The following is a 26,379-nucleotide window of genomic DNA, read 5'->3' as shown; positions in this document are numbered from 1 at the left end:
GCCTCATCTTCAGCGGCATCGGTCGTGCAGCGTGCCACCTTGGGGTTCGGTGCCGGCATCGATCACGTAGATCCGGTCGGCGACCTCCGTGCGGCCGATGAAGCTGGTTTCGACGCCTGCCAACCGCCAGCCGTTGTGCTCGTAGAAGCCAATCGCGCGGACGTTGCCGTCGAGTACCGAAAGATGAACCTTGTCCTCGCCGATATGGCGGGCCCATGCGCGAACGGCTTCGATCATGCGCTTGCCGGTACCGCTTCCGTGATGCGCGGGATGCACATGAAGGCAATCGAGCAGGACGCCGCGCGCCGGATCGACCGGCCTTTCGGCGCTGACGAAACCGACCGGCGCCCCGTCGGACTCGGCGATCAGCACGAGGCCCCACTCCGCTTCGGCGCGGTCGAAATAGTTTCGCCACCGCGTCGCGTGCTCCGTCGGCACCTCATCGGCGAGATAGGCCGCCGGCAGGATATGGCTATAGGCGTTCTGCCAGCTCAGCGTGTGCAAGCGAGCGATGTGTTCCGCGTCGTGTGGTGTCGCGTTGCGCAGCGTGATGGTGCGGTTTTCCGGCATGCGAGGGTCGCTCTCGTTGTGCGATGGAGGCAGGGAAAGTGTAGCAATCGCGATGTTTCAACGGCGGGTTGCACAGGGAGTCGCATGCGGCAGTGCGCGTCATGCCGTGGTCATCGCTTAATGCACCGTGACGCCTGCCGCTTTCTCCAATTCCTCGACAGCAGCGCCGCCAAAAAAATGTCCCGACGCCTTCCGGGGCGTCGGGACCGAACGGCCCTGCAAAGCTAAGGGCACGAGGAATCGATACATTACATGAATGTAAGACTATTAAGCATTGGCGGCTCGTGCCAAGTCATTGGTTTAATCCGCCAATCTGCGAGACGATGAGCGAAGCCGGTCGCCGCTTCGCTTCGCGGGGCTCATGAGCAGCGGCCGCTCGATGGATCGGCCACGCGCGATTGACGTGACTCGGCGCGCAGTCTCGGTATCGAAACGGCTTTCGTCGGCTGACGCGAAATGGATGAACGGCGAGCAGAACGCTCTGGAAATGGCGCGGCTCGAATCGATGCAATCGCATCGAATTTTCCGCACAAAACAAAACAGGCGCCGAAGCGCCTGTTTTGTTTGAGAATTTTGGGGTGGCTGATGGGACTCGAACCCACGACAACAGGAATCACAATCCTGGACTCTACCAACTGAGCTACAGCCACCACTGATACTGCTTTGTTTCTTCGCTGCTTCGTTTCGTGTTCAGCAGCGAAGAACAAGATTATACGAAGACTTTTCCGTCTTGCAAAGCATTTTTTTCAAAAATTTCTTCGGCATCGTTCAGATGCGTGCGCGCCTCGTCGAACACGGCCAGATCGCCGCGCGCGAGCTTCTTGTTGTCGGACAGCACACGACGCCAGCCGCGCGCACCCGCGACGCCACGATAGAGCCCGAGAGCATGCCGCACGATCGCGCCGAGATACGTGCCGCGCTTCAGTTCCGCCGCGCAGTACTCGATCAGTTTCGCCTCGGCCTCTTCGCGCGTCGGCACCGCCGCAGTCGACCCGTAGAAGCGCGCATCGACACCCGCGAGCACATACGGGTTGTGATAAGCCTCGCGGCCGAGCATCACGCCGTCCACGTGCTCGAGATGCTGCGCGACTTCGTCGAGCGTCTTGATCCCGCCGTTGATCACGATCTCCAGCGACGGGAAATCGCGCTTCAGCTGATACGCATAGTCGTACTTGAGCGGCGGGATCTCGCGGTTCTCCTTCGGCGAGAGCCCCTTCAGGATCGCATTGCGCGCGTGCACCACGAACGTTTCGCAGCCGGCCTCCGCCACCGTGCCGACGAAGTCCCGCACGAACGCATAATCCTCGACCGCGTCGACACCGATCCGGTGCTTGACCGTGACCGGCACCGACACCGCATCGCGCATCGCCTTCACGCAGTCGGCAACGAGTTGCGGCTCGTTCATCAGGCACGCGCCGAACGCACCGCGCTGCACGCGCTCGGACGGGCAGCCGCAATTCAGGTTGATCTCGTCGTAGCCCCACTGCTCGCCGAGTTTCGCGGCGCGCGCGAGATCGTCCCGTTCGCTGCCGCCCAGTTGCAGCGCGACCGGCGATTCGTTCGGCGTGAACGCGAGATGCCGCTGGGCGTCGCCGAACAGCAGCGCGCCCGTCGTGATCATTTCCGTATACAGCCACGTGTCGCGCGTCAGCGTGCGATGGAACGACCGGCAATGACGGTCGGTCCAGTCGAGCATCGGGGCCACGGAAACGCGGCGGGGAGGAAGCGAGGACGGTACGGACATGGAATTCGGGGCAGCAAGCGGCGCGGGAAACAACCCGACATTTTACCGCAACGCGACCAAGCCGGCCCGGCAGCCTGACTAGACCGGCCCGCCATCGCCCAGTTCGACGTCGACGGCCCGCCGCGCCTCGTCGAGCACGCGCTCGATCACGCGCCGTTCGGTCAGCAGCATCCCGTCGACTTTCACGAGCCGCCAGTCGATCCGCACGGCCGAACCCTGCAGCACGCGGTAGTGCGCATGCTCGCCGTCCCACACCTGCTCGGTCTTCACCTCGATCTCGTAGCCGCGGTACGGCTCGCTGAAATCGCCGAGATCGCTGCCTCTCGGTTCCATCGCTCGCTCCGTGGCGACACGGCGCCAGGCCGCCGCGGCGGCCGGCGCCGTGTGCTCAATCGTATTCGTTGGACAAAACGGATTTGCCATCGGCGGTCAGGTCGACACGGTCGGCCGCCGCCTGGTAGATCAGCCCTTCGTTCAGCAACGCATAGACGACGTCGTCGAACGCGGCAGGGACCGGCCGGCTGTCGCCGAACTGGTCGATCCACTTCAGCGCCACGATGGCTTCGGGAGAAAGGATGGGGGTCATGCGTTGGCCTCCGGCGTCGGTGTCGTTCCATCCTAGCACTTCGTCCTGACGCCGAATACCGAGGCAAACGCTCGACCATGAAACAGGGGCGCCGCGGACGGCCAGACGGCCCGCCCGCGGCGCCCTGCACCGGAAACGCGCTCAAAGGCGCGCGATCGACACCTCGGTGGATTTCACGAGCGCGACGACTTCCGCGCCGACCTTCAGTTCGAGTTCGTCGACCGAGCGCGTCGTGATCACCGACGTGACGATGCCGAACGGCGTCTCGACGTCGACCTCGGACACCACGGGCCCGCGAATGATCTCCTTCACCTTGCCTTTGAACTGGTTACGCACGTTGATTGCAGTGATGCTCATCGGGTTGATCGCTCCGAAGAAAAAAGTCTGAGAACGGGCGGCCGGTGCCGCCCGGATTTAAACGGCCCAGCGAATCTGCCCGACCGGTCGTACGTGCTCCACCTCAGGCACCGCACCCTGCTCGCCCCCACCCGGCCCGCCGGCGAGTACGCGTTGCAGCACACGGTCTTCCAGCGCCGCGAATGCGGCCGACGCGCGCGCACGCGGCCGGTCGAGCGGAACGGACTGATCGAGGGCGACGCGCCCTTGCTCGATCAACAGGATCCGGTCGCCGAGTGCGACGGCTTCCTGCACGTCGTGCGTGACGAGCAGCGCGGTGAACCGATGCTCGCGCCACAAGCGCTCGATCAGCGCATGCATCTCGATGCGGGTCAGCGCGTCGAGCGCACCGAGCGGCTCGTCGAGCAGCAGCAATTGCGGCCGGTGCACGAGCGCGCGGGCGAGCGCGACGCGCTGCCGCTGGCCGCCCGACAGCTGGGCGGGCCAGTCATTCGCGCGCTCGAGCAGCCCGACTTCGTCGAGCACCGCGCGCGCCTGATCGCGTGCCCCGCGGCCCAGGCCCAGCATCACGTTCTGCAGCACGGTCTTCCACGGCAGCAGTCGCGCATCCTGGTACATGATCCGGGTGTCGAGCGTGCCGCCACCCTCGCCGCGCGTCACGAGCGCACCGCTGCTCGGCGCCTCGAGCCCCGCGACGAGACGCAGCAGCGTGGATTTCCCGCAGCCGCTGCGGCCGACGATCGCGACGAAGCTGCCGCGCGCGATGCCGAGTTCGACGTTGTCGAGCACGGTGCGCGTGCCGAAGCGCTTGCTGACGCCCGACAGCGTCACCGCGTCGTCGGCTGCCGGGCTGCCCGCGCGCCGCCGCGCGAGCGGAACGACGGATGCACCGCCGTCCCGATCGACGATCACCGCATCGCGTGCGTCGTCGTCCGTCACGCGCGCCTGTACCAGTTCGGCCTCGAGGTCTGCGCCGGCGAGCGGGCCGTAGGCGGCCGCCGAAGTCGTCGCATTCATGCCTTTGCTCCTGATTGATAAGCGGGGTGCCAGCGCAGCGTCACGCGCTCGATCCATTTCGCCAGCACATCGGCCAGCTTGCCGAGCACCGCATACAGCAGGATGCCGACCACCACCACATCGGTTTGCAGGAATTCGCGCGCGTTCATCGTCATGTAGCCGATGCCCGATTGCGCGGAGATCGTTTCCGCGACGATCAGCATCACCCACATCAGCCCGAGCGCGAAGCGCACGCCGACGAGAATCGACGGCAATGCGCCGGGCAGGATCACGTCGCGATACAGCGCGAAGCCGCGCACGCCATAGCTCTTCGCCATCTCGATCAGGTTCGCGTCGACCGAGCGGATCCCGTGATACGTGTTGATGTAAACCGGGAAGAACACGCCAAGCGAAACGAGGAACAGCTTCGCCTTCTCGTCGATGCCGAACCACAGGATCACGAGCGGAATCATCGCGAGCGCGGGGATGTTGCGGATCATCTGGATCGTCGAATCGAGCGCGACCTCCGCCGCTTTCGACAGGCCGGTCGCGAGCCCGAGCGCGAGACCCACGCCGCCGCCGATCGCGAAGCCGAACAGCGCGCGCCAGGTACTGACCTTCACGTTCGCCCACATCTCGCCCGACGTCACGAGCGACCACGCGGCACGCACGACCGCCAGCGGCTCGGGCAGCACGCGGGTCGACAGCCAGCCGACGCGCGCGCCGACCTCCCATGCGGCCAGCAGCGCGAGCGGCACGAGCCACGGCGCGATGCCGCGCCAGGCGCGGGCGGCCACGGCGGCGCCCGTCGTCGACGTTTTCGTTGTCATCGCAGGCCTCCTTCGTTCAGCTCTGGCTCGCCTTCGGCAGATAGTTGTTGCCGACGATCTCGCCGAACGGCCCCGACAGCGGGCCGGACGGACGCGCCGCGCCCTTGCCCTTGATCAGCGGGAACACGAGCTCGGCGAAGCGGTACGACTCCTCGAGGTGCGGATAGCCGGACAGGATGAACGTCTCGATGCCGAGATCCGCGTATTCGCGCATGCGTTCCGCGACCTGCTCGGGGTTGCCGACGAGCGCGGTACCCGCGCCGCCGCGCACGAGACCGACACCGGCCCACAGGTTCGGATACACCTCGAGCGCCTCGCGGCCGCCGCGCTTGCCACCGTGCAGCGCGGCCATCCGGCGCTGGCCTTCCGAATCCATGTTCGCGAATGCCTGCTGCGCGCGGGCGATCGTCTCGTCGTCGAGACGGCTGATCAGGCGGTCGGCATCGCGCCACGCCTCGTCCTCGGTCTCGCGCACGATCACGTGCAGGCGGATGCCGAACTTGATCTTGCGGCCACGCGCCTCGGCGCGGGCGCGGATGTCTGCGATCTTCTTCGCGACGGCCTCGGGCGGCTCGCCCCAGGTCAGGTAGGTGTCGATGTGATCCGCGGCGATCGCGTGCGCGGCCGGCGACGATCCGCCGAACCACAGCGGCGGATGCGGGCGCTGCACGGGCGGATACAGCGCCTTGCCGCCCTTCGACTGAAGGTGCTTGCCGATGTAGTCGAAGCCGCCGTTATCGTGCGAGGCGGACAGCAGTCCGCGCCAGATGTTCAGGAAGTCGTCGGTGATCTCGTAGCGCGTATCGTGATCCGCGAACAGCCCGTCGCCTTCGAGTTCGGCGGCGTCGCCGCCCGTCACGACGTTGATCAGCAGGCGGCCGCCCGACAGGCGGTCGAACGTCGCGGCCATCCGCGCCGCGAGACCGGGCGATGCGATGCCGGGACGCACGGCGACCAGGAACTTCAGACGCTGCGTCGCCGGAATCAGGCTCGACGCAACGACCCACGCATCCTCGCAGGAACGGCCGGTCGGCAGCAGCACGCCTTCGTAGCCGAGCGTGTCGGCCGCGACGGCGATCTGCTTGAAATAGTCGTAATCCGCGGCGCGCGCGCCTTCGGCGGTGCCGAGATAACGGCTGTCGCCGTGCGTGGGAATAAACCAGAAAACATTCATCTGCTGCTCCTGCTTGACTGTCCTTGCCGGAATCTGGATAAAACGAAGCCCTGCTCGCGTCGCGAATCAGCGACGCATGCATGGTGTGCATTCGAATCGGGATGGCTCGCCGGTCAGGCCGTGCCGCGGACGAGTACGCGATTGCACGGCTGTTTCTGGGAAATCAGTCTATGGATCGGTGCAGGGCTTTGGAACGATTTTTTTGAGCTTAGGTTTTCCGCTTTCGTGATTAGCGCGACGCTCCAGCGAATATCGCATCGGCCGGGCCCTATAATGACGCACCTATCCGAACAACTTCGCGCGGACGGCCCCGGCCGGCCGCGCCTGCAATACGCTCACCGATGCAGAAAGTCATCCTGCCGTTCCTGTCCGGCTTCCTGGCCGCCCTCTTCTTTCGCGAAGCGACGCTCGCGCTCCTGCATACGGCCGACCTGATCGCCGCAGCCGGATTCTCCACGCAACCTTTCGCGCCGCTCGGCATTCCTGAATTTGTCGCGAACGCGCTGATCAGCGCGTGCTGCGCGATCCCGATGGCGTGGCTGCTGCGCGTGTCGCCGGAGCGCGAAGCGCCGTGGATCGGCGCGCTGGTGTTCGGCGGCATCGTGCTGACGGCCGCCCGTGTGTTCGCGATCGATCCGCTGCGCGGGATCTGGCCGTCGGGCAACATGATGCCGGTGCTCGCCGCCGGTTTCGCGGCAAACGCGGTGTGGGGTTTCGGTGCGCTGGTGTTCATGCGCGCGTTCATGTCGGACGACGCCGGCGACGAATGACGCACGGCTTGCGGCGAGGCCCCGGCCCTGCCGCCGAGCCGGATCGGCATCCGCAAACGGAAAGGCCGCCTGCACATGCAAGCGGCCTTTTTGCTTTTCGCTTCGATACCGCGCGCGTCAGTCCTTCAGGTTGCGCAGCGGATGCGTGTCAGGCGTCCACGGGCTGTCGAACATCGCGAGCACGTCGGCCCGGTCGATATCGGCCGTCGACTTGAAACGCCAGACCGGCTGTTGATCCTTGTCGACGATCAGCGCGCGCACGCCTTCGATCACGTCGCCGTGCGCGAACGTCGAACGCGTGAGGTCGAGATCGCGCCGCAGGCAATCAGCCATCGTCGCGCCGCGCGCGCGCTCGACGACTTCGAGCGACACGGCCATCGACAGCGGCGACAACTGGCTGCGCATCGCGTGGGTCGCCTTCTCGACCCATCCGTCGATGGCCGCGCAATCCTGCTCGGCGTCGAGCGACGCCAGGATCGCGCCGATATCGGGCTGCGCGAAATGCCGGTCGATCCCGGCGCGCGCGTCGGCCAGCGCCGACGTGTCGGGCGTCGGCACGACCTTGTGCGCGGCAGCTGCGTCGGCCACGCATGCGACGGCCTGCGCGCCGCTGTCGATCCGCGCGCCGTGCAGCGTATCGAGCAGCGCCGGCAGCGCGGCGTCAGGCAGGTATACGTCGGCGAGCTGCGCATACAGTGCGCCGGCCGCGTCGAGCGTCGCGCCGGTCACCGCGAGATAGCGGCCGAGCGCGCCCGGCGTGCGCGCGAGGAACCAGCTCATTCCGACGTCCGGGAACAGGCCGATGCGCGTTTCGGGCATCGCCATCTTCGTCGAATCGGTGACCACACGCAGGCCGCCCGTATGTCGCGCCGCCTGCGAAATGCCCATGCCGCCGCCCATCACGACGCCGTGCATCAACGCGATGTACGGTTTCGGATAGGTGAAGATCGTATGGTTGAGCGTGTATTCCTCGATGAAGAACGTGTCGACCGCATCGCGATCGCCGCGCTGCCACGCATCGTGGAAGAAGCGCACGTCGCCGCCCGCGCAGAACGCGCGCGGATGCGGGCTGTGCACGACGACGGCCGTCACCTCCGCGTCGTCGCGCCATGCATCGAGCGCCTGCTGCATCAGTCGGATCATCCCCACCGACAGCGCATTCAGCGCCTTCGGCCGGTTCAGTTCGAGATAGCCGATGCGGTTCGCGACATACGCGCGCACGTCGGGCTGGGCGGCTTCGGCGGAAGCGGCAGTGGAATCGGTCATGTGAGCCATCCGGCGTATCGCGGGCGCACGCTCAGTGCGCCTGCATCTTCGAGAACAGGTTCAGCACCACGACGCCCGAGACGATCAGCCCGAGGCCGATCACGGCCGGCAGGTCCGGCACCTGGCGATAGAGCAGCATCGCGACGAGCGTGATCAGCACGATGCCGGCCCCCGACCACACCGCATAGATGATGCCGACGGGCATCGTGCGCAGCGTGAGCGACAGACAGTAGAACGCGATGCCGTAACCGGCCACGACGAGCGCCGACGGCCAGAAGCGCGTGAAGCCGTCCGCCGCGCGCAGCGCGGACGTGCCGACCACTTCCGCGACGATCGCGATCGCGAGCCATGCGTAACCCGGAATCTGCATCGCTCAGCTCCTTGCAAGTGCCAGCACGGCATAGTCCTGCCCGAGCTCGGCGCACAGGGCTTCGACAACGAACTCGTGATCCGCGCGCTGCGGCAGCCCCGATGCGGTGATCGAGCCGATCACGCCGGCCCCCGCGACGGTCAGCGGAAACGCGCCGCCGTGCGGCGAATAGTCGGAGATCGGCAGCCCGTGCTTGTCGGCGAGCGTGGCGCCGGCCTGCTGCATGCGCAGGCCGATCGCATACGAACTGCGGCGGAAGTGCGCGACGACGTTGCGCTTGCGGCGTACCCAGTCGGCGTTGTCGGGCGTCGCGCCGGCGAGCGCCGCATAGAACAGCGGCTGGCCGAACGTGACGATGTCGATCGCGATCGCATGGCCGCGCGACGTCGCGAGCGCATGCATCCGGTTGCCGAGCGCCCAGGCACGAGCCGGGTCGAAATGGGGAAACACGAGCGCCTGTTCCTGCGCGCCGATCGATTGCAGATCGTGAGCGATGTCCATGAATCCGTGGATGCAGTAGTGAGTGTTGCAACGGCACCGACGCGATCGCGCGCGACTCTCCGCTGCAGGCGTGAACGACACAAGCAAACCGCTCGATTCTAGCGCACGCGCCTGCCGTACCGGCCCTGCCGGCGTCCCGCCGGCGACTGAAACGCGATTATCAGAAAGTGCTTGCAAGCATTCTGGTTAGCCCATATAATTCATTTCTTCGACGGACGCGGGGTGGAGCAGTCTGGCAGCTCGTCGGGCTCATAACCCGAAGGTCGTAGGTTCAAATCCTACCCCCGCAACCAACGTCCCGATTCATGCAAAAAGCCCGGCTCCACGCCGGGCTTTTTGTTTTCCGGCGCGCGATTGCGCGCCTCGCACGTTGCGCTTCGCGCCGCACGCCGCGCACATGCGCTCGCGTTCGAGAATGCCCCGCCCCGGTGATACACTCGCATCACCTCGTCCCTTCCACTCGACATGAAATTCTGCTCCGTCTGCGGTCACGAAGTCATCGCGCGCATTCCTCCGGGCGACAACCGCGAGCGCTTCATTTGCGATCACTGCGGCACGATCCATTATCAGAATCCGCGCAACGTGGTCGGCACGGTGCCGGTCTGGGGCGATCAGGTGCTGCTGTGCCGCCGTGCGATCGAACCGCGCTACGGTTTCTGGACGCTGCCGGCAGGCTTCATGGAAATGGGCGAGACGACGGCCGAGGCCGCCGCGCGCGAAACGCTCGAGGAAGCCGGCGCACGCGTCGAGGTTCAGAACCTGTTCACGCTGCTCAACGTGCCGCACGTGCACCAGGTCCATTTGTTCTATCTGGCGCGGCTCGTCGATCCGGCTTACGAGGCCGGCGAGGAAAGCCTCGAAGTCAAGCTGTTCGACGAAGCCGACATTCCGTGGGACGAGATCGCGTTCCCGACCGTCAGCCAGACGCTGCGTTTCTTCTTCGCCGATCGCGCCGCCGGCGACTACGGCGTCCATACCGGCGATATCTTCCGCTCGCTGCGCAACGGCTGAGCCCGCGCCCCATGGTCCCCTGGCTCGGCCCGGACGATCCATTCCCGCCCGTCGAACGCGCGCTCGGCTCCGCGACCGGCGCGCCGGGGCTGCTCGCCGCGAGCGCCGACCTGCTGCCGTCCCGCCTGATCGAGGCCTACCTGCGCGGCATCTTCCCGTGGTATTCGGACGGCCAGCCCGTGCTGTGGTGGAGCCCCGACCCGCGGATGATCCTCGCGCCGGCCGAATTCAAGGTGTCCCCGTCGCTGCGCAAGACGCTCAAGCGCGTGCTGCGCGACTCCGCGTGGGAAGTGCGCGTCGACCATGACTTTCCGGGCGTGATGCGCGCGTGCGCGCAAGCGCCGCGCCGCGGGCAGCGCGGTACCTGGATCACGGCCGAGATCATCGACGCGTATTCGTCGCTCTACCGTTCCGGCAACGCGCACAGCATCGAGGCGTGGCACGACGGGCGACGCGTGGGCGGCCTCTACGGCGTCGCGTTCGGGCGGATGTTTTTCGGCGAATCGATGTATGCGGATGTCACCGATGCCTCGAAGATCGCTCTGGCGACGCTCGTCGCCCACCTTCGCGAGCAGGGGCTGGAGATGATAGACTGCCAGCAGAATACGTCGCATCTAGCGTCGCTCGGTGGCCGCGAGATCGCACGCAAGGCCTTTGTCGCTCACGTGCGCCGCGCGGTAGCCGAACCGCCGATTCCGTGGCAGTTCGACAAGCGTGTGCTCGCCATGCTGACGAGCCCTGCCGAACCGGCCGCCCCCTCCGGGATCGAGCGCTAGCGCGGCACTCCCTCCCTGCATCGAGAGCTGCCCATGACTCACCCGACTGAGCTGCCGCTTTCACCGCTTTCGGCGCTGCAATTCTATGCAACGGCGCCCTATCCGTGCAGCTATCTGGACGGCCGCGTCGCGCGCTCGCAAGTCGCGACGCCGAGCCACCTGATCAATTCCGACATCTATACCGAGCTCGTGAAGGCCGGCTTCCGGCGCTCGGGCGTGTTCACCTATCGCCCGTACTGCGACGGCTGCCGTGCCTGCGTGCCGGTGCGCGTGCCGGTCGGCGCGTTCACGCCGTCGCGCACCCAGCGCCGGATGTGGAAGCGGCACCGCGCGCTCGTCGCGACGGTCTCGCCGCTGCACTACGACGAGGAGCACTACGCGCTCTACATGCGCTACCAGTCGGCGCGCCACGCGGGCGGCGGCATGGATCGCGACAGCCGCGACCAGTACGAGCAGTTCCTGCTGCAGAGCCGGATCAATTCGCGCCTCGTCGAATTCCGCGACCTCGACGCGCCGGGCGGCGAGCCCGGCAAGCTGCGCATGGTCAGCATGATCGACATCCTCGGCGACGGACTGTCGTCGGTCTATACGTTCTTCGAGCCGGACGAGCAGCATACGAGCTACGGCACGTACAACATCCTGTGGCAGATCGAGCAGGCGAAGAGCCTCGGCCTGCCGTACGTGTATCTCGGCTACTGGATCCGCGAGAGCCCGAAGATGGCCTACAAGGCCAACTTCCATCCGCTCGAAGGGTTGCTCGACGGCCGCTGGAAGATACTCGATCCGGATCGCATCGACCTGCCGCCGGTCGACGCGGCACTCGCCCGTGCGCCGCTGCCGGGCGGACATTCCGGGTCGGGCTGACGGGCCATCCCGCGGCGCGGCGGCGCGCCTGCAACGGGCACCCTGCGGCCCTTGCACGCGTTGCCGCGCGGCACAAGCGGTGCCACCGGCCGCGCATGCGAAGCGAAGCCCGCCCTTGCCGCGCAACTCCCGGTAAAATAGCGGGTTGTCATTCATTCCGGCCGTCCGCCCAATTCCCGTGTTCAGTTCCCTCTATCCGCTGGCCCGCGCATCCCTGTTCAAGATGGATGCGGAAGACGCTCACCACCTCACGCTGCGCGCGCTCGGCGCGGCCGGCCGCACGGGCCTCGCCTGCGCGCTGTCGGCCCGCGTGCCCGATGCGCCGCGCACCGTGATGGGACTCACGTTCCGCAACCCGGTCGGCCTCGCCGCCGGCCTCGACAAGGACGGCGCGGCCATCGACGGCCTCGCGGCGCTCGGCTTCGGCTTCATCGAGGTCGGCACGGTCACGCCGCGCCCGCAGCCGGGCAATCCGCGCCCGCGGATGTTCCGCCTGCCGCAGGCGGAAGCGCTGATCAACCGGATGGGCTTCAACAACCACGGCGTCGATCAGTTCGTGAAGAACGTCCAGGCGGCCCGCTATCGCGGCATCCTCGGCCTGAACATCGGCAAGAACGCCGACACGCCGATCGAACGCGCCGCGGAAGACTATCTCTACTGCCTCGAGCGCGTGTATCCGTTCGCAAGCTACGTGACGATCAACATTTCGTCGCCGAACACGAAGAACCTGCGCCAGCTGCAGGGCGCGGGCGAACTCGACGCGCTGCTCGCGGCGCTGAAGGACAAGCAGCAACGCCTCGCCGACCTGCACGGCAAGCTCGTGCCGCTCGCGCTGAAGATCGCGCCCGATCTCGACGACGAACAGGTCAAGGAAATCGCCGACACGCTGCTGCGCCACAAGATCGAGGCGGTCATCGCCACCAACACGACGCTGTCGCGTGCGGCCGTGCAGGGCCTGCCGCACGCCGACGAAGCCGGCGGCCTGTCGGGCCGTCCGGTGTTCGATGCGTCCAACGAAGTGATCCGCAAACTGCATGCCGAAGTCGGCAGCGCGGTGCCGATCATCGGCGTCGGCGGCATCTTCTCGGGCGAGGACGCGCGCGCGAAGCTCGCGGCCGGCGCGTCGCTCGTCCAGCTGTACACGGGCTTCATCTATCGCGGCCCCGCGCTCGTCGCCGAGTGCGTGAAGGCGATCGCGCGTGACCGCGCCGTGTAATATAGCCATAAACAAACGATATTTAATGGCCGATTGTATTTTTGCTATGATCGACCCCACAGTCAGAATCAAGCGCCCCGCTGGGGCAAGGAAGCTCACACGATGAAAATTTCGCTGCTGAAGAAGCTGCTGGTCGCCGGCCTGATCGGCACGTCGTTCGCCGCCGCCACCGCGCAGGCGGCCGACCTCCTCGACCAGGTGAAACAACGCGGCACGCTGCGCGTCGGCCTCGAAGGCACGTTCCCGCCGTTCAACTCGAAGAACCCGCAAGGCGAACTCGTCGGCTTCGACGTCGACATCGCGAATGCCGTCGCCGCGAAGCTCGGCGTGAAGGCCGAGTTCGTCACGACCGAATGGAGCGGCATCATCGCGGGCCTGCAGGCCGGCAAGTTCGACGTGATCGCCAACCAGGTCGGCATCACCGACAAGCGCAAGGAAACGCTCGACTTCTCGCCCGCGTACACCTATTCGTCCGCCCAGCTGATCCAGCGCAAGGACGACACGCGCCAGTTCAAGTCGCTCGACGACCTGAAGGGCAAGAAGCTCGGCGTCGCGCTCGGCACGAACTACATGGACATGGCGAAGTCGGTGCCCGGCATCGACGTGAAGACCTACCCGGGCGCGCCCGAGTACCTGCGCGACCTCGCGGCCGGCCGTCTCGATGCGGCGCTCAACGACCGCCTGATGCTCGCGTACCTGACGAAGAACTCGCAACTGCCGCTGCGCCCGGGCGCGAACGTCGGCTCGGCGAATCCGTCGGGGATCCCGTTCAAGAAGGGCAACCCGAAGTTCCAGAAGGCGATCGACGACGCGATGGCGCAACTCGAGGCCGACGGCACGTTCACGAAGATCTCGGACAAGTGGTTCGGCATCGACGTGACGAAGCCGGTCAAGTAAGCACGCCTCTGCTTACCGCCTGACGGCGGGCCGGAAAGGGCGGCATCCGAAGCGATGCCGCCCTTTGTTTTATCGGTCCGGTTTATGATTGCGCTTTCGCGCACGCATTCGATTCGTATTCCATGTCGACAACGTCCCTGCTCGTCCAATCGCTGCCGGTGCTCGCCCAGGGTGCCGTACTGACCGTCAAGTTCGCCGTGCTGTCGATGGTGTTCGGCCTGCTCGGCGCCGTCGTGCTCGCGATGATGGGCATCCGGCAAAGCGAACCGCTCGACGGCTTCGAACGCATCTGGGTCAACGCGCTCGCGGGGCTCGCGCGCGCCTACGTGAGCCTGATGCGCGGCACGCCGCTGCTCGTGCAGATCTTCGTCATCTATTACGGACTGCCGAGCCTCGGCATCTCGCTCGACCCGACACCGGCCGGCGTGATCGCGCTCTCCGCGAATGTCGCCGCTTACATGTCCGAAAGCATGCGCGGCGCGATCAACGGAATCGCGCGCGGCCAATGGCTGGCCGCCTACAGCCTCGGGCTGTCGTGGGGGCAGACGCTGCGCTACGTGATCGGCCCGCAGGCGCTGCGCATCGCGGTGCCGAGCCTGTCGAACAGCCTGATCAGCCTGATCAAGGACACGTCGCTCGTGTCCGTCATCACCGTGACCGAACTGCTGCGCAGCGCGCAGGAAGTGATCGCGGCGACCTACCAGCCGTTGCCGCTGTACCTGGCCGCCGCCGCGATCTACTGGGTGCTGTGCCAGATCCTCGAATGGGTCCAGCGCTGGTACGAAAAGCGCCTGTCGCTGCCCGCGCGGCACTGAGCATGTCGCCTCTCGCGCCGGGCCGCGGATGCGCGCCCGGCCCCCGCCTTCCCGCCTACTCGCCCGAATAGCGCACGCCGAGCGCCGCGCGTGCGGCATCGGTCATCGCGATCATGCGCCGCGAATGGTCGTGCGTCATGATCGGGCTCTCGAGTTCGCCCGCGCGCAGCAGGTCGCAGAAATGCGCGGTCTCGTAGTTCAGGCCGCCGCCGTCGACCGGCGCGTCGAGTTCGACCGTGCGCCCGTCCGCATAGCGGATCGTCGCCCGCGCGGGGTTCCACCACTTTTCGTGAATCGTCACGTGCCCGCCTGCTGCAGCGATCAGCGCATCGCCGCGTCCCATCACGTCGAGCCCGCAAAAGAGCTGCGCAATGCCGCCGTTCGCGTGACGGCTGTTCAGGCTCGCGAACACGTCGACACCCGTCGCGCCGATGCGGCCGAGCGTCTGCACGTCGACTGCCGCGCCGAGCCAGTCGACCGCGAGAAACGCTTCGTAGATCCCGATGTCGAGCAGCGCGCCGCCGGCGCGGTCGAGCCGATAGACGGAATGATCGTCCGGCACCGACGACGACGCGCAGCCCGCGCGCACGAGCCTGATCTCGCCGATCGGATCGTCATGCAGATGCGCGCGCAACTGACGATACAACGGAAAGAACGGCGGCTTCATCGCTTCCATGAAGAGCCGTCCGGCAGCGTGTGCCGCATCCAGCACGGCATCGAGCTGCGTCGCGTTCAGCGTCGCGGGTTTTTCGCACAGCACGGCCTTGCCGGCGGCGAGCGCCGCTTGCGCGTAGTGCGCGTGACTGTCGTGGAGGGTCGCGATATAGATCGCGTCGATGTCGCTCGCGAGGAGCGCGTCGAGGCTGGCGGCAGGCTTGCCGCCGCAGCTGTCGCAGAAAGCGGTTGCCGCATCGGCGCGGCGGGCCCACACGCCGGCGAGCGTGGCACCCGGCACGTGCGCGAGGCTTTGCGCGAAACGGCGTGCGATGCTGCCTGCGCCGACGATGCCGAAGCGCACCGGGCGGTTGTCGAATTCGTTCATCCGGATCTTCCGTGTCGGTCGTATGACGGTGGCCGGCACGCTGCCGGTCGGCCGTCATGATAAACGGCTCGCCGGCACAGGGATAAGCGACCCGCGCCGATTCAAGCGCGCACGGGCACGTCGACGGAGAAATCGCGCGAGATCTCGTCGGCGCTGAAATCGATCAGGGCAAGCGACGCCGCCTCGGCTTCGCGCGGATCGCGGCGTTCGATCGCATCGACGACGCGCGCATGCGCCTTCACCGCGATGTCGTGCGCACCGTCCTTCTGCGCGACGCGCGGATTCACGAGCCGCACAGCGCCGCGCACGATCGCCGCCATCTGCTGGAAAAACTGGTTGCCGCTCGCCTGGACGATTCGCGTGTGCAGCAGTTCGTCCGCCGTGTCATAACCGGGGTCGCCCGGTTGCAACACCTTGAACGCTTCGAACGCCTCGCGGATGCCCGCGATGTCGGCCGCCGTCGCACGGACCGCCGCCTGCGCGGTCGCGCGCGGTTCGATCAGCATCCGGAATTCGATGACGTCGCGCATGAACTGCGGATCCGGCTTCGCACGAAACCGCCAGCTCACCACGTCTTCATCGATCATGCGCCAGTCGCGCATCGGCCGAACGCGCGTACCGACTTTCGGACGCACGTCGAGCATGTCGCGCGCGAGCAACATCGACAATGCTTCGCGCATCACCGTGCGACTCACGTCGAACTCTTTCGACAGCACATCCTGCGGCGGCAGAATGCCGCCGTACTTGTCCTCGACGATACCTGCGACAAGCCCATCCATCACTTTGGCGACCAGTGACCGGTCTTTGCCCTGCTCCATGACACCTCCCCGTGCGTCGATTTGCGAACACCTGCTCCGCAGTTCCGCCGGCCCTGGTTACGACTGTTCTTATGATCTATAAGTTGATGAGTTCGGGGATATTTCGCTATCTGGTAAACACCTGACAGGGTTATCCCTCTTTTTGATGCGGTTGATTTATAAGGCTTCAAAAAAAGCCCGGAAAGCGCGCTGCGCTTGCCGGGCCGGGCTTTCCACGAACTTTGAACATGCAATCCATTACGGCATCCGGATGCCATTACGGACTGCTTCTCATTCAGTTTCGATTAATCGGGATAAACGATCGTTTCAACGCCGTTTGCCGTGCCGAGCAGGCACAGATTCGCGCCGCGCGCGGCGAACAGGCCGACCGTCACGACGCCCGGCCATGCGTTGACCTGCGCCTCGAAACCGCGCGGATCGGTGATTTGCAGCCCCTTGACGTCGATGATCTCGTTGCCGTTGTCGGTGATGTACGGCGCGCCGTCCTTCGTCACGCGCAGCACCGGCACGCCGCCCAGCGCGGTCACGCGCCGGCCGATCGCCGTGCGTGCCATCGGCACGACCTCGATCGGCAGCGGGAATGCGCCGAGCACCGGCACGCGCTTGCTGCCGTCCGCGATGCAGACGAACGTATCGGCCACCGACGCGACGATCTTTTCGCGCGTCAATGCGCCACCGCCGCCCTTGATCATTGCACCGCTTGCGTCGATCTCGTCGGCACCGTCGACGTACACCTGCAGCGATTCGACCTCGTTCAGGTCGAACACCTTGATGCCGTGCGATTTCAGGCGTTCGGTGGTCGCGATGGAGCTCGACACGGCGCCGCGATAGCGCGACTTGACGGCCGCGAGCGCGTCGATGAAGCAGTTGGCGGTCGAGCCGGTGCCGACGCCGATCACGGCGCCTTCCGGCACGTTCTGGATCACATAATCGGCGGCCGCCTGGCCGACCAGGCATTTGAGTTCGTCTTGAGTCATGGGGGTGGGAATACAGCGGGATTGCGGAAAACCGCCAGTTTACCGGACTCGGGAGACGACCCGGGCATTTTCGGTGGGGTGCCGGCGCTGCGATCAGCGCCGGGCACGCCGGCGATCACGGCGCGCCGGTGGCGGATGCGTCGCCCGCCGGCGGCGTGGCGGAGAAATACTTGTCGAGCAGCGCCTGTGCGATCGCATCGGTTTCGGCGTCCGGATTGCCCGCATAGTCGGCCGGCCGGAAATGCATCTGGAACGCCGCGAATACGCGTCGCGTGCGGGTGTCGAGCACGCCGTCGGCCGGCACGTCGTAGCCGTAGCGCGCGAGCTTCAGCTGCAGTTCGCGCACGTCGACGAGCGCGTGCGGATCGCGGCCGCCGAGCCGGGCGGCCACGGTCGCATCGTCCGGCCACGCGCCGACACCGGCTTGCGCGAGCGCATGCCACGGGAACAGCGGCCCCGGATCGATCTTGCGTTGCGGCGCGATGTCGCTGTGCCCGACCACGCGCGTCGGCGGAATCCGGTAGCGCGCGACGACATCTTTCGACAGACGGATCAGCACATCGACCTGTTCGGGCGGATACGGCTGCCACGTGCGGTTTTGCGGATCGAGCGGGCCGCGATTCACGTTCTCGATGCCGATCGACGCTGCGTTGAGCTCGGTCGTGCCCTGCCATTCGCTGATGCCCGCCTGCCATGCGCGTTCCGATTCGGGCACGAGCTGGTAGACCACCGGCATCCCGCGTTCGATGCGCGGTTGCGGCGGCACGACGTAGTGCGCGCTGACCGAATCGCCCGTCAGCGTGCGCAGCGATTTCGCTTCGTCGCTTTCGGTGTAATGCATCACGAGAAAGCGGATCCGCGAATCGGCGCCGCGTGCGTGCAAGCTCGTGTCGGCGTAGTAAGTGCCGCGCCCGACCAGTGACGGCGACGTGCAGGCGGCCAGCAGGCCGAGGATGGCGCACGATGCGCCGAGGCGAAACAGGGTCATGTTCGCGAGTTCCGGGAGGCGCGTGCCGCGCAGCGCGCGAGACCGCGCGCGTCAGCCCGTGTATCAGCCCTTCACGCGCCGCTGCCGCACCGCTTCATACAGGCACACGCCGCTCGCGACCGACACGTTCAGGCTTTCGACGCTGCCGGCCATCGGGATGCTCATCACTTCGTCGCAGGTGTCGCGCGTGAGCCGGCGCATGCCTTCGCCTTCCGCACCCATCACGATGGCGACGGGACCGTCGAGCTTCGTGTCGTACAGCGTGCCCGACGCCTCGTCCGACGTACCGATGACCCACACGCCCGCGTCCTTCAGCTCGCGCAGCGCGCGGGCGAGGTTCGTGACCGTGATGTACGGCACCGTGTCGGCCGCGCCACTCGCGACCTTCGCCGCGGTCGCGTTCAGGCCGACCGCGCGGTCGCGCGGCGCGATCACTGCATGCGCGCCGGCCGAATCGGCGACACGCAGGCATGCGCCGAGGTTGTGCGGATCGGTGACGCCGTCGAGTACCAGCAGCAGCGCCGGGCCCTGGATGCCGTCGAGCAGCTCGGACAGGTTCTGTGCGAGCGGAACATCCTCGACGCGCGCCACGACGCCCTGGTGGCGCTCGGTATGCGCGAGGCCCCACAGGCGGGTTTCATCGGCCGCAATCAGCCGCACGCCCGCTTCCTTCGCGGCGTGCAGGAAGTCCTGCATGCGGCGGTCGCGGCGCGTCTGGTCGTACAGCACCTCCGCAACCGTCGACGCATCGTGCCGCAAACGTGCGGTCACCGCATGAAAACCGTAAAGAACCTTCAGACGAGACATGACTGGAACAACCTTCGATCAAACGTGCGGCCGCGCGACGTGCGCAGCCGCGATCCATGGAAAAGGAAAGCGCCGCGTTGCCGGCCGGTGACCGGTCAAGCGCGGCGTCTCTCGATACTGCAAGGGCGTGCGCGTGCGCCGCCCCGAACGCTCAATACTTCTTGCGGGCGTGCACCTTCTTCGCGGCCGTCTTCGCCGCCGCGCCGCCCTTCTTCTTCGCGGCACGCGCGGCGCGCGCCTCCTTCACCGCGACGGTCGGCGCGCTGGCCGCCTTCTTGCGGCGCGGCGCGGCGTCCTCCACCGGCGGCAACGCGCGCACGCGCGGGCCGCCGCGATCGTTACCGTTACCGTTGCCGGCGACAGCCGGCGCCGGTGCCGGACGCGGCGCCTTCACCGGCGTGTCGCGCACGAGGCGGAAGTCGATCTTGCGCGCGTCGAGATCGACGCGGCTCACCTGCACGCGCACGCGATCCGACAGGCGATAACGGATGCCCGTGCGCTCGCCGCGCAGCTCGTTCTTGATCTCGTCGTACTGGAAGTAGTCCGAGCCGAGTTCCGTGACGTGCACGAGCCCCTCGATGAACAGCGTATCGAGCTGCACGAAGATGCCGAACGACGTGACGCCGTTCACCATCCCGCCGTACTCCTCGCCGAGCTTGTCGCGCATGAAGTAGCACTTGAGCCAGGCCTCGACGTCGCGCGACGCTTCGTCGGCACGGCGCTCGTTCGCCGAGCAGTGCAGGCCGAGTTCTTCCCAGATCGCCGTGTTCGAGCGCGAACGGCCGCGCGCTTCGTCGTCGGCCTGCTGCATCGCGCGGGCGCGCGGCGACAGCGCGGTGTTCAGCTCGAAGCCGTCCGGCGCCTTCGGCGCATACTTCTTGCCGGACAGGATCGCGTAGATCGCGCGGTGCGTGAGCAGGTCGGGATAGCGGCGGATCGGGCTCGTGAAGTGCGCGTACGCCTCGTATGCGAGACCGAAGTGACCGATGTTGTCAGGGCTGTAGACGGCCTGCTGCATCGAGCGCAGCAGCATCGGCTGCAGCATCTGCGCGTCGGGCCGGTCGCGGATCTGCGCCATCAGCGCCGCGTAGTCGCTCGCATGCGGCTTGTCGCCGCCGCCGAGCGAGAGGCCCATGCCGCGCAGGAACGCGCGCAGGTTCTCGAGCTTCTCCGGCGTCGGCCCCGCGTGCACGCGGTACAGGCCCGGGTGCTTGTGGCGCTTCAGGAAATCGGCCGCGCACACGTTCGCGGCCAGCATGCATTCCTCGATCAGCTTGTGCGCATCGTTGCGCTGACGCGGGACGATCTGCTCGATCTTGCCTTGCGAGTTGCAGACGATGTAGGTCTCGGTCGTGTCGAAGTCGATCGCGCCGCGCTTCTGGCGTGCGGCGAACAGCGCCTTGTAGACGCCGTACAGATCCTGCAGGTGCGGCAGCAGGTCCGCGCGGCGCGCAGCCTCCGGCCCCTTCGTGTTCGACAGCACGGCCGCGACTTCGGTGTACGTGAGGCGCGCGGCCGAATGGATCACGGCCGGATAGAACTGGTACGCCTTGATCTCGCCGCGCGCGGTAATCACCATGTCGCATGCGAGCACGCAGCGATCGACCTGCGGGTTCAGCGAACACAGGCCGTTCGACAGCTTCTCCGGCAGCATCGGGATCACGCGGCGCGGGAAGTAGACCGACGTACTGCGCTCGAGCGCGTCGGCATCGAGCCCGCTGCCCGGCTGCACGTAGTGCGACACGTCGGCGATCGCGACGATCAGGCGGAAGCCGTCGCCGCGGCCGACCTTGGTCGGCTCGCAGTAGACGGCATCGTCGAAGTCACGGGCATCCTCGCCGTCGATCGTCACGAGCGGCACGTCGCGCAGGTCGACGCGGAAGCGCAGGTCGGTCGGCCGGACCTTGTCCGGCAGCGCGGCGGCTTCGTCGAGCGCCGGCTGGCTGAATTCGTGCGGCACGCCGTACTTGCGCACGGCGATCTCGATTTCCATGCCCGGATCGTCGATGTCGCCGAGCACTTCGACGACGCGGCCGAGCGGTTGCGAATGCCGGCTCGGGAAGTCGGTCAGTTCGACGACGACGACCTGCCCGACCTTCGCCTTCTTCACGTTCTGCGTGATCAGGATGTCGTGGCCGATGCGCTTGTCTTCGGGGGCGACGATCAGCGCGCCGTTCTCGTTGAGCAGGCGGCCGATCACGCGCTTGTTCGCGCGCTCGGTGACTTCGACGACGTGCCCTTCCGGCCGGCCGCGGCGATCGTAGCCGACGATCCGCGCGAGCACGCGGTCGTTGTGCATGACCTTCTGCATTTCGCCGTTCGGCAGGAACAGGTCGTCCTGGCCGTCGTCGCGGATCACGAACCCGTAGCCGTCGCGATGGCCCTGCACGCGGCCGGCAACGAAGTTCGACGGATGGGTGAGCTGGTAGTGGCCGCGCTTGTCGAGGCGGATCTGGCCGTCGCGTTCCATCGCGGCGACACGCCGGAAGAACCCCTCGCGCTCCTGACGCTTGATCGACAGCGCTTCGGCGATGTCGTTGGCTGCCAGCGGCGCGTCGCTCGTACGCAGCACGCCGAGAATTTCTTCACGGCTCGGAATGGGGTACGGATATTTGCTCAAGGGTTTGTCGATGATTGTTCTCGTTGCGTTGACTGATGGTGCACGGCATCAACATAGAAGTGTCCGTCAGACAGTTCTATAGTGACGGCGGCGGATCATTCTATCACCCGCCTGTGTCGCCAAATGACGCGAATGCCGCGTGCAGGCGCCGCGGCGACCGGTTTGCGGTGCATCGCAAAAAAGTGTTGACACGATTAATTGGGGCGCTATAATTTCGCTTCTTTGCAGCAAGCAGCTACTGCAAAACGTGCCCAGGTGGCGGAATTGGTAGACGCACTAGGTTCAGGTCCTAGCGGTGGCAACATCGTGGAGGTTCGAGTCCTCTCCTGGGCACCACTTATTTAAAAAAAGGTCGGCTTCTGCCGGCCTTTTTCTTTTTCAGGCCCAGGAAGCAAAGCGCCTGCGCGCTTTGCGCGAGGACTCGAGAGGCTGCGCTTGCAAGCGCAGCCGGGGTCGCGCTCGTGTGACCGAGTCCTCTCCTGGGCACCATCTGTTTTTGAAAAGGTCGGCTTCTAGCCGGCCTTTTTTCATTTCCGGCCGCACATTGCGCGTACTGTGCCACGCCATATGCCCGCCACTCCGATCGATAGCAGAATTAATCGGTTATCGATTGCCCTCCCCGTTGGTACGTTAGCCGCCTCGCTTTCAACGAACCCGACAAGGAACCACCCCATGACGTCGATGAACCGACGCGCGTTCGCGCGCGCGATGCTGGCCGCCGGCCTGAGCGTCGCCGGCATCCGGACGCACGCCGAGAACGCGCCCTCCACGTTGCGCATCGGATACCAGAAATCGTCGACGCTCATTACGCTGCTCAAGACGCGCGGCACGCTGGAGCAGTCGCTTGCGCCGCTCGGCCTGCGCGTGTCGTGGCATGAATTTGCGAGCGGCTTGCCGCTGACCGAAGCGCTCAACGTCGGCGCGGTCGATTTCAGTGCCGACGTGGCCGACACCGTTCCCGTCTTCGCTCAGGCCGCGCATGCGCGCTTCGTATACGTTGCGCAGGAAGCGCCGTCACCGAAAGCGCAGGCCATCATCGTCAAGCGCGACAGCGCGCTGCGCACGCTCGCCGATCTCAAGGGCAAGCGCATCGCCGTCACGAAGGCAGCCGGCAGCCACTACCTGCTGCTTGCCGCACTCGCGCGCGCAAAGCTCACCCCCGCCAACGCCGCAATCCACTACCTGACGCCGGCCGACGGCCGCGCGGCGTTCGAGCGCGGCAGCGTCGATGCATGGATCACGTGGGACCCGTATGTCGCATCGGTCGACGCGAATCCCGACGTGCGGATTCTGGCCGACGGCGACGGGCTTGCGTCGTACCAACGCTATTACCTGGCGTCGAGCAGCTTTGCCGCCGCGCGCCCCGACGTCATCCAGATCGTGTTCGACCAGTTGTCGCAAGCCGGCACCTGGCTGCGCGAACATCAGCAGGAGGCCGCCAATACCCTCGCCCCGATCTGGGGACTCGACGCGAAGACGATCGAGCGCGCGAACGCACGACGCAGCTATCTCGTGCGCACCGTGGCCACGCAGAACTTCGGTGAGCAGCAGAAGATCGCCGATACGTTCCTCGCGGCCGGTTTGCTGCCCGCCCGCGTCGACACGGGTGAAGCGCTGCGCTGGAATTTCGCGGCAAAGCGTGCTGAGCCGATCGGCGCCTGATGCCCGGAACCTGCAACGCGCGATAATTTTGATCGCCATCGAAAAATTGTGTTGACAGATACTCCAGACACGCTAGAATAGCGGTCTTCGCATCGCAGCAAGCGAAACGTGCCCAGGTGGCGGAATTGGTAGACGCACTAGGTTCAGGTCCTAGCGGTGGCAACATCGTGGAGGTTCGAGTCCTCTCCTGGGCACCACTTATTTAAAAAAGGTCGGCTTCTGCCGGCCTTTTTTCTTTTTCAGGCCCAGGAAGCAAAGCGCCTGCGCGCTTTGCGCGAGGACTCGAAAGGCTGCGCTTGCAAGCGCAGCCGGGGTCGCGCTCGTGTGACCGAGTCCTCTCCTGGGCACCACTTATTTAAAAAAGGTCGGCTTCTGCCGGCCTTTTTCTTTTTCAGGCCCAGGAAGCAAAGCGCCTGCGCGCTTTGCGCGAGGACTCGAAAGGCTGCGCTTGCAAGCGCAGCCGGGGTCGCGCTCGTGTGACCGAGTCCTCTCCTGGGCACCATCTGTTTTCTAAAAAGGTCGGCTTTCAGCCGGCCTTTTTTTATTTCCGGCGCCGAATCGATACGCTCGCCGTGGCACGATGGTCGCACCTGACCATCACGACGCATCGACGAACACTCCGATCGTTTCCGCGCACGCTCCCCTCTCGCATCGCAAGCAGGCCGGCAAATTATTTTCGTTCGCAACCTCAAATTCTGTTGACAGATCCTTCAGAAACGCTAGAATAGCGGTCTTCGCATCGCAGCAAGCGAAACGTGCCCAGGTGGCGGAATTGGTAGACGCACTAGGTTCAGGTCCTAGCGGTGGCAACATCGTGGAGGTTCGAGTCCTCTCCTGGGCACCACTTATTTAAAAAAGGTCGGCTTCTGCCGGCCTTTTTCTTTTTCAGGCCCAGGAAGCAAAGCGCCTGCGCGCTTTGCGCGAGGACTCGAAAGGCTGCGCTTGCAAGCGCAGCCGGGGTCGCGCTCGTGTGACCGAGTCCTCTCCTGGGCACCATCTGTTTTCTAAAAAGGCCGGCTTTTAGCCGGCCTTTTTTCATTTCCGGCGCCGAATCGATACCAGGTTCACGCCGCGCCCCATACCGTCCCGGTGACGCGCATGACGCGCATGACGCGCCATCTTTCCTTTGCCACCTGCGCATCAGGACAAATCGCCCCGGCCTGCGCGACGAGTCAGTCCGGCCGGCGGTCCGTCGAGCGTGCGCGCCGGCCGCGATCCATCGCGCGAATTCGACATCGCCGGTCCCGCTGCACGGCGCGGCGGCCGCCCGCCCCGGCAACCTAGGCCCCGCCTTCATCCCGCAACAAAACCGGGATTTCCCTAGGCTGACATGCCAGCGCTCACGCGGTTAAATAAATCAACATGCTTTATTTAATGCGTCGACGTTCGACGCAACATGGAAGGAGACGCCATGCGAAGCCCGCACTTCGGTCAGGGCAGCAATTCGGCCAACGTGCGCCGTTACAACGAGCGCCTGCTGCTGAAGACGCTGCGCCGCGTGGGCAGCGCGTCGAAGGCCGACCTCGCGCGTCTCGCGAACATGACGAGCGCGGCTGTCGGCGGCATCATCGCGTCGCTCGCCGACGCGAAGCTGATCGAATCCGCCGGCCGCACCGAGGGCCAGCGCGGCCAGCCGGCGTCGCTGATCCGCCTCGATCCGCGCGGCGCGTTCGGCATCGGCGTCCACCTCGACCGGATGCGCATCGAGACGGCGCTCGTCAATTTCGCGGGCGACGTGCTCGGCCGCCGCTCCCACGACTGCCTGCTCCCCCCGCCCGCCGACGTGCTCGACATCGTGCGGCGCGACATCGATGCGATGCAGGACCTGCTCCCCACGCATGAGCGCGCGCGCCTGACGGGCGTCGGCGTCGCCCAGCCGTACAACCTCGGCGCGTGGATGCGCGAACTCGGCCTCGCACCCGACACGTTCCGCGCGTGGGAAGACGTCGACTTCGCGAGCGACCTCGGGCGCACGCTGTCGCTGCCCGTGTTCGGCGAAAACGACGGCAACGCGGCCGCGATCGCCGAACTGTTCTACGGGTACGGCCGGCAGTGCGACGATTTCGTCTACCTGTTCATCGGTCCCGCGATCGGCGGCGGCATCGCGATCGACGGCGACTGCCTGCGCGGCGTGACCGGCAATGCCGGCGACATCGCCGTGATTCCCGTGCCACCGAGCCGGCTGGCGTCCGCGCCGCCGCCCCGCGGCCCGTGGGACATCCTGCTCGCCCGCGCGTCGCTGCACGCGCTCGTGCGCCACCTGCGCCATCACGGCGAGACGGTCGAGAACCGCGCCGATCTCGAGGCCTGTATCGCGCGTGGCCTGCCGGCGGTCGACGAATGGATCGACGACTGTGTCGACGCGCTCGCGCCGGCATTGCGTGCGGTGCTGTGCGTCGTCGATGCGCCGGTGGTCGTACTCGACGCCGATACCGACGCCGGCCTGCTCGATGCGGTGACGACCCGCCTGCGCGCGGCGCTCGTCGCCACCGCGCCGGAAGCGCGCGGCACGCCGACGCTCGTGCGCGGCTCGTTCGGCGCCGACGCCGGTGCGATCGGTGCCGCGACGCTGCCGATGTTCTTCAACTTCTCTCCACGGGCCGGCATCCTCAAGGGCGCCCGCACCGAATCGCAGGAGGTCAACCATGTCGCGTTCTGAGTCCCCCCGGCCGCTGCTCGAGATGCGCGGCATCAGCAAGACCTTCCCGGCCGTGCGCGCGCT

Annotated in this window: 26 protein-coding genes and 5 tRNA genes; 13 read left to right on the top strand and 18 right to left on the bottom strand. The window is 66.3% G+C overall.

Annotation, left to right across the window (positions count from 1 at the left end; genetic code table 11):
* Positions 1–9: 9 nt before the first annotated feature.
* The 9 genes from DID98_RS07160 to ssuD form a co-directional block, all read right to left on the bottom strand.
* Positions 10–570, bottom strand: a complete 561-nt coding sequence (locus DID98_RS07160) for a GNAT family N-acetyltransferase (protein ID WP_124570446.1) — start codon at positions 568–570, stop codon at positions 10–12.
* A gap of 574 nt (positions 571–1,144) precedes the next feature.
* Positions 1,145–1,220 (bottom strand) — tRNA-His (locus DID98_RS07155).
* Between the two features lie 59 nt (positions 1,221–1,279).
* Positions 1,280–2,266 (bottom strand): tRNA dihydrouridine(20/20a) synthase DusA, encoded by a 987-nt coding sequence (dusA, locus tag DID98_RS07150; RefSeq protein ID WP_044845062.1) that lies wholly within the window; start codon positions 2,264–2,266, stop codon positions 1,280–1,282.
* A 126-nt stretch (positions 2,267–2,392) separates the two neighbouring features.
* The gene (locus tag DID98_RS07145; RefSeq protein ID WP_124485687.1) at positions 2,393–2,647 is read right to left on the bottom strand and encodes a hypothetical protein; all 255 of its coding nucleotides are present in this window, start codon (positions 2,645–2,647) and stop codon (positions 2,393–2,395) included.
* A 55-nt stretch (positions 2,648–2,702) separates the two neighbouring features.
* The gene (locus DID98_RS07140; protein ID WP_044845064.1) at positions 2,703–2,900 is read right to left on the bottom strand and encodes a hypothetical protein; all 198 of its coding nucleotides are present in this window, start codon (positions 2,898–2,900) and stop codon (positions 2,703–2,705) included.
* Between the two features lie 141 nt (positions 2,901–3,041).
* Positions 3,042–3,257 (bottom strand): molybdopterin-binding protein, encoded by a 216-nt coding sequence (locus tag DID98_RS07135; protein ID WP_006400187.1) that lies wholly within the window; start codon positions 3,255–3,257, stop codon positions 3,042–3,044.
* A gap of 57 nt (positions 3,258–3,314) precedes the next feature.
* On the bottom strand, positions 3,315–4,274 hold the full coding sequence (locus DID98_RS07130; protein WP_124485688.1) for an ATP-binding cassette domain-containing protein: 960 nt from the start codon (positions 4,272–4,274) through the stop codon (positions 3,315–3,317).
* Positions 4,271–5,083 (bottom strand): aliphatic sulfonate ABC transporter permease SsuC, encoded by an 813-nt coding sequence (ssuC, locus tag DID98_RS07125; RefSeq protein WP_044845066.1) that lies wholly within the window; start codon positions 5,081–5,083, stop codon positions 4,271–4,273. Before ssuC ends, DID98_RS07130 begins: the two co-directional genes overlap by 4 nt.
* 16 nt (positions 5,084–5,099) lie before the next feature.
* Entirely contained in the window at positions 5,100–6,257 is a 1,158-nt protein-coding gene (gene ssuD / locus DID98_RS07120; protein ID WP_044845067.1) for an FMNH2-dependent alkanesulfonate monooxygenase, read from the bottom strand.
* A 341-nt stretch (positions 6,258–6,598) separates the two neighbouring features.
* Between ssuD and DID98_RS07115 the strand changes: the two genes are divergently transcribed.
* Positions 6,599–7,027 (top strand): hypothetical protein, encoded by a 429-nt coding sequence (locus DID98_RS07115; RefSeq protein ID WP_044845068.1) that lies wholly within the window; start codon positions 6,599–6,601, stop codon positions 7,025–7,027.
* A gap of 117 nt (positions 7,028–7,144) precedes the next feature.
* On the opposite strand, the gene DID98_RS07110 is transcribed toward DID98_RS07115, so the two are convergent.
* Genes DID98_RS07110 through DID98_RS07100 form a run of 3 tightly spaced genes read right to left on the bottom strand, consistent with a single transcriptional unit; the run spans position 7,145 to position 9,164 of the window.
* Positions 7,145–8,293 (bottom strand): enoyl-CoA hydratase/isomerase family protein, encoded by a 1,149-nt coding sequence (locus DID98_RS07110; RefSeq protein WP_124485689.1) that lies wholly within the window; start codon positions 8,291–8,293, stop codon positions 7,145–7,147.
* 31 nt (positions 8,294–8,324) lie between these two features.
* Positions 8,325–8,663 carry a multidrug efflux SMR transporter gene (locus DID98_RS07105; protein WP_044845070.1) on the bottom strand — a complete coding sequence of 113 codons (339 nt, stop codon included), beginning with the start codon at positions 8,661–8,663 and terminating at the stop codon, positions 8,325–8,327.
* Positions 8,664–8,666: 3 nt separating this feature from the next.
* Complete coding sequence (locus DID98_RS07100; RefSeq protein WP_044845071.1) at positions 8,667–9,164, bottom strand: heme-degrading domain-containing protein; 498 nt, start codon at positions 9,162–9,164, stop codon at positions 8,667–8,669.
* A gap of 216 nt (positions 9,165–9,380) precedes the next feature.
* Here DID98_RS07100 and DID98_RS07095 point away from each other — a divergent pair.
* The 7 genes from DID98_RS07095 (at position 9,381) to DID98_RS07065 (ending at position 14,743) form a co-directional block, all read left to right on the top strand.
* A tRNA-Met gene (locus DID98_RS07095) sits at positions 9,381–9,457 on the top strand.
* A gap of 172 nt (positions 9,458–9,629) precedes the next feature.
* Positions 9,630–10,175 carry an NUDIX hydrolase gene (locus DID98_RS07090; protein ID WP_040144100.1) on the top strand — a complete coding sequence of 182 codons (546 nt, stop codon included), beginning with the start codon at positions 9,630–9,632 and terminating at the stop codon, positions 10,173–10,175.
* 11 nt (positions 10,176–10,186) lie between these two features.
* Positions 10,187–10,951 (top strand): leucyl/phenylalanyl-tRNA--protein transferase, encoded by a 765-nt coding sequence (aat, locus tag DID98_RS07085; RefSeq protein ID WP_124485690.1) that lies wholly within the window; start codon positions 10,187–10,189, stop codon positions 10,949–10,951.
* Positions 10,952–10,984: 33 nt separating this feature from the next.
* Complete coding sequence (locus tag DID98_RS07080; RefSeq protein ID WP_044845073.1) at positions 10,985–11,815, top strand: arginyltransferase; 831 nt, start codon at positions 10,985–10,987, stop codon at positions 11,813–11,815.
* 178 nt (positions 11,816–11,993) lie between these two features.
* Positions 11,994–13,031 carry a quinone-dependent dihydroorotate dehydrogenase gene (locus DID98_RS07075; RefSeq protein WP_124485691.1) on the top strand — a complete coding sequence of 346 codons (1,038 nt, stop codon included), beginning with the start codon at positions 11,994–11,996 and terminating at the stop codon, positions 13,029–13,031.
* 102 nt (positions 13,032–13,133) lie between these two features.
* On the top strand, positions 13,134–13,928 hold the full coding sequence (locus tag DID98_RS07070) for a cystine ABC transporter substrate-binding protein (RefSeq protein WP_044845075.1): 795 nt from the start codon (positions 13,134–13,136) through the stop codon (positions 13,926–13,928).
* 122 nt (positions 13,929–14,050) lie between these two features.
* Positions 14,051–14,743, top strand: coding sequence for an amino acid ABC transporter permease (locus tag DID98_RS07065; RefSeq protein WP_044845076.1), 693 nt, complete (start codon positions 14,051–14,053; stop codon positions 14,741–14,743).
* A gap of 55 nt (positions 14,744–14,798) precedes the next feature.
* Here DID98_RS07065 and DID98_RS07060 read toward each other — a convergent pair whose 3' ends face one another.
* The 6 genes from DID98_RS07060 to rnr form a co-directional block, all read right to left on the bottom strand.
* Positions 14,799–15,785, bottom strand: coding sequence for a Gfo/Idh/MocA family protein (locus tag DID98_RS07060; RefSeq protein WP_124570445.1), 987 nt, complete (start codon positions 15,783–15,785; stop codon positions 14,799–14,801).
* Between the two features lie 101 nt (positions 15,786–15,886).
* Positions 15,887–16,603, bottom strand: coding sequence for a FadR/GntR family transcriptional regulator (locus DID98_RS07055; protein WP_044845078.1), 717 nt, complete (start codon positions 16,601–16,603; stop codon positions 15,887–15,889).
* Between the two features lie 284 nt (positions 16,604–16,887).
* Entirely contained in the window at positions 16,888–17,580 is a 693-nt protein-coding gene (gene rpiA, locus DID98_RS07050; protein ID WP_124570444.1) for a ribose-5-phosphate isomerase RpiA, read from the bottom strand.
* Positions 17,581–17,695: 115 nt separating this feature from the next.
* A complete protein-coding gene (locus tag DID98_RS07045; protein WP_124570443.1) occupies positions 17,696–18,568 on the bottom strand; it encodes an N-acetylmuramoyl-L-alanine amidase in 873 nt (290 codons plus the stop codon).
* A 63-nt stretch (positions 18,569–18,631) separates the two neighbouring features.
* Positions 18,632–19,375, bottom strand: a complete 744-nt coding sequence (gene rlmB / locus DID98_RS07040) for a 23S rRNA (guanosine(2251)-2'-O)-methyltransferase RlmB (protein ID WP_044845081.1) — start codon at positions 19,373–19,375, stop codon at positions 18,632–18,634.
* Between the two features lie 151 nt (positions 19,376–19,526).
* Positions 19,527–21,995: a ribonuclease R gene (gene rnr, locus DID98_RS07035; protein ID WP_124485696.1), complete on the bottom strand. Its 2,469-nt coding sequence runs from the start codon at positions 21,993–21,995 to the stop codon at positions 19,527–19,529.
* A gap of 249 nt (positions 21,996–22,244) precedes the next feature.
* Between rnr and DID98_RS07030 the strand changes: the two genes are divergently transcribed.
* From DID98_RS07030 to DID98_RS07010, 5 genes are all read left to right on the top strand, one after another.
* Positions 22,245–22,331 (top strand) — tRNA-Leu (locus DID98_RS07030).
* A gap of 336 nt (positions 22,332–22,667) precedes the next feature.
* On the top strand, positions 22,668–23,657 hold the full coding sequence (locus tag DID98_RS07025) for an aliphatic sulfonate ABC transporter substrate-binding protein (protein ID WP_124570442.1): 990 nt from the start codon (positions 22,668–22,670) through the stop codon (positions 23,655–23,657).
* Positions 23,658–23,767: 110 nt separating this feature from the next.
* Positions 23,768–23,854, top strand: a tRNA-Leu gene (locus tag DID98_RS07020).
* A gap of 560 nt (positions 23,855–24,414) precedes the next feature.
* Positions 24,415–24,501, top strand: a tRNA-Leu gene (locus tag DID98_RS07015).
* Positions 24,502–25,068: 567 nt separating this feature from the next.
* A complete protein-coding gene (locus tag DID98_RS07010; protein ID WP_044846997.1) occupies positions 25,069–26,316 on the top strand; it encodes an ROK family transcriptional regulator in 1,248 nt (415 codons plus the stop codon).
* The last annotated feature ends 63 nt before the right edge of the window (positions 26,317–26,379 follow it).

Source organism: Burkholderia sp. Bp8984, from assembly GCF_003853755.1.
Classification (GTDB): Bacteria; Pseudomonadota; Gammaproteobacteria; order Burkholderiales; family Burkholderiaceae; genus Burkholderia.
Note: the sequence above shows the minus strand (reverse complement) of the source record. Positions and strands in the feature narration are given on the sequence as shown.

Coding starts and splice junctions, on each gene's coding strand:
- DID98_RS07160 (WP_124570446.1), bottom strand. CDS start 570: ATGCCGGAAAACCGCACCATCACGCTGCGCAACGCGACACCACACGAC.
- dusA (WP_044845062.1), bottom strand. CDS start 2,266: ATGCTCGACTGGACCGACCGTCATTGCCGGTCGTTCCATCGCACGCTG.
- DID98_RS07145 (WP_124485687.1), bottom strand. CDS start 2,647: ATGGAACCGAGAGGCAGCGATCTCGGCGATTTCAGCGAGCCGTACCGC.
- DID98_RS07140 (WP_044845064.1), bottom strand. CDS start 2,900: ATGACCCCCATCCTTTCTCCCGAAGCCATCGTGGCGCTGAAGTGGATC.
- DID98_RS07135 (WP_006400187.1), bottom strand. CDS start 3,257: ATGAGCATCACTGCAATCAACGTGCGTAACCAGTTCAAAGGCAAGGTG.
- DID98_RS07130 (WP_124485688.1), bottom strand. CDS start 4,274: ATGAATGCGACGACTTCGGCGGCCGCCTACGGCCCGCTCGCCGGCGCA.
- ssuC (WP_044845066.1), bottom strand. CDS start 5,083: ATGACAACGAAAACGTCGACGACGGGCGCCGCCGTGGCCGCCCGCGCC.
- ssuD (WP_044845067.1), bottom strand. CDS start 6,257: ATGAATGTTTTCTGGTTTATTCCCACGCACGGCGACAGCCGTTATCTC.
- DID98_RS07115 (WP_044845068.1), top strand. CDS start 6,599: ATGCAGAAAGTCATCCTGCCGTTCCTGTCCGGCTTCCTGGCCGCCCTC.
- DID98_RS07110 (WP_124485689.1), bottom strand. CDS start 8,293: ATGACCGATTCCACTGCCGCTTCCGCCGAAGCCGCCCAGCCCGACGTG.
- DID98_RS07105 (WP_044845070.1), bottom strand. CDS start 8,663: ATGCAGATTCCGGGTTACGCATGGCTCGCGATCGCGATCGTCGCGGAA.
- DID98_RS07100 (WP_044845071.1), bottom strand. CDS start 9,164: ATGGACATCGCTCACGATCTGCAATCGATCGGCGCGCAGGAACAGGCG.
- DID98_RS07090 (WP_040144100.1), top strand. CDS start 9,630: ATGAAATTCTGCTCCGTCTGCGGTCACGAAGTCATCGCGCGCATTCCT.
- aat (WP_124485690.1), top strand. CDS start 10,187: ATGGTCCCCTGGCTCGGCCCGGACGATCCATTCCCGCCCGTCGAACGC.
- DID98_RS07080 (WP_044845073.1), top strand. CDS start 10,985: ATGACTCACCCGACTGAGCTGCCGCTTTCACCGCTTTCGGCGCTGCAA.
- DID98_RS07070 (WP_044845075.1), top strand. CDS start 13,134: ATGAAAATTTCGCTGCTGAAGAAGCTGCTGGTCGCCGGCCTGATCGGC.
- DID98_RS07065 (WP_044845076.1), top strand. CDS start 14,051: ATGTCGACAACGTCCCTGCTCGTCCAATCGCTGCCGGTGCTCGCCCAG.
- DID98_RS07060 (WP_124570445.1), bottom strand. CDS start 15,785: ATGAACGAATTCGACAACCGCCCGGTGCGCTTCGGCATCGTCGGCGCA.
- DID98_RS07055 (WP_044845078.1), bottom strand. CDS start 16,603: ATGGAGCAGGGCAAAGACCGGTCACTGGTCGCCAAAGTGATGGATGGG.
- rpiA (WP_124570444.1), bottom strand. CDS start 17,580: ATGACTCAAGACGAACTCAAATGCCTGGTCGGCCAGGCGGCCGCCGAT.
- DID98_RS07045 (WP_124570443.1), bottom strand. CDS start 18,568: ATGACCCTGTTTCGCCTCGGCGCATCGTGCGCCATCCTCGGCCTGCTG.
- rlmB (WP_044845081.1), bottom strand. CDS start 19,375: ATGTCTCGTCTGAAGGTTCTTTACGGTTTTCATGCGGTGACCGCACGT.
- DID98_RS07025 (WP_124570442.1), top strand. CDS start 22,668: ATGACGTCGATGAACCGACGCGCGTTCGCGCGCGCGATGCTGGCCGCC.
- DID98_RS07010 (WP_044846997.1), top strand. CDS start 25,069: ATGCGAAGCCCGCACTTCGGTCAGGGCAGCAATTCGGCCAACGTGCGC.